The organism is Romboutsia sp. 13368 (genome assembly GCF_018336475.1).
GTDB lineage: Bacteria > Bacillota > Clostridia > Peptostreptococcales > Peptostreptococcaceae > Romboutsia.
In genome coordinates, this window is sequence record NZ_CP048741.1 from 1,680,564 (window position 1) to 1,682,109 (window position 1,546).

The 1,546-nt window shown below is 21.3% G+C and carries 2 protein-coding genes; both read left to right on the forward strand.

All coding sequences use genetic code 11. The features are described from left to right. Positions 1-48: 48 nt before the first annotated feature. On the forward strand, positions 49-819 hold the full coding sequence (locus G3997_RS06795) for a PucR family transcriptional regulator (RefSeq protein WP_296644732.1): 771 nt from the start codon (positions 49-51) through the stop codon (positions 817-819). Between the two features lie 84 nt (positions 820-903). After that, positions 904-1,488 (forward strand): manganese efflux pump MntP, encoded by a 585-nt coding sequence (locus G3997_RS06800; RefSeq protein ID WP_296644734.1) that lies wholly within the window; start codon positions 904-906, stop codon positions 1,486-1,488. Positions 1,489-1,546 lie beyond the last annotated feature (58 nt).

Below are 1,546 nucleotides of genomic sequence, written 5' to 3' on the forward strand. Positions count from 1 at the left end.
GTGATTAATCATCTTACTCTTTTTATCATAATTTTTTGGGGGTAAATTATGCAAGACTTAATAGAGTTTTTTGAAAAAGAAACTAATAAAAAAATTAATATTTTTAAATATAATAACGAAAAAATTAGTTCTAATCAAAATCTAGTTACTTTTAACAATACTACCTATATTGTAGAGTTTTTAAAAAATAATATACTAACTCATGTAAATGGATATTGCTATTTATTTAATCAGCAAAATTTAGACTTTGATTCATTAAAAGATATACTAAATAATCTATATGAAGATATACAAATATACAAACATAATAATTATGTTTTATTAATTTCAGATAATATATTAGATATAAATTGTACCACTCCTATAATAATAGAGTCTGAAACATATTCAAAAACTCATATTATATATTTAGATAAAATAACATCAATTGATGAACTTGATTTTAAATCAAATTTAGTTAATGAGTTAATAAATATTATAATTAAAGATAATATAAGTAAATTTATAACCTTAAATGATTTAATAATATATAGACTTGCACACATTACAAGTAACGATAAACAACTTTCTTCTTTAATAAAGTTTGATACTATTAAAAACATGGATGAAAACTTACTTACAACTGGTATAAACTTTATAGAAAATGGTTTAAATATATCAAAAACATCGAATGTACTATTTTTACATAGAAATACATTAACCTATAGACTAGAAAAAATTAAAGAACAACTTAATTTAGATTTAAAGAATTTCAAAGATGCATTCATATTTTACCTAAGTGTAAAATCATTTTTTAATATTACAAATAATAATTTATAAATTTTATTAAAATAATTTATTTTATGCATATAATATTAAACTTAATATATACTTATCTTAGTACAAGTTTTAAGGAGGAATTATATGGGAGTTTTTAGTGTAATATTGACTGGATTTGCTCTTTCTATGGATGCATTTGCTGTATCTGTTACAAAAGGAATAACTTTAAAAAAAATAAACTTATCTGTCGCAATTAAAATTGCATTTTTCTTTGGTTTATTTCAAGCAATTATGCCCCTTATAGGTTGGCTATTTGGTATGAACTTTGAACTTTACATAAGAAGCATAGACCATTGGATAGCAGTTATTTTATTAAGTTTTCTAGGTATAAAAATGATTATAGAAACTATTAATGGTGATGATGATAATGAAACTAACTCTACATATTTAAATAATAAAGAACTTATAATTTTATCAATTGCAACTAGTATCGATGCTCTAGCAGTTGGAGTTACATTTGCATTTTTAAATATCGATATAATTCCTATTTGTATATCTATTGGTGTTATAACATTCATAGTTTGTTTTATAGGAGTTATAATTGGCAAAAAAATTGGTTCTGTACTAAAAGACTCTGCTCAAATAATAGGTGGTATTATTTTAGTATTAATAGGATTAAATATATTAAATGAACATACTCATATTATTTCAAATTTATTTGGATTTTAAAGAAGTAAGTAAGCTATTGTTTGCTTACTTCTTTTATTTTATATACATACGATAAAAT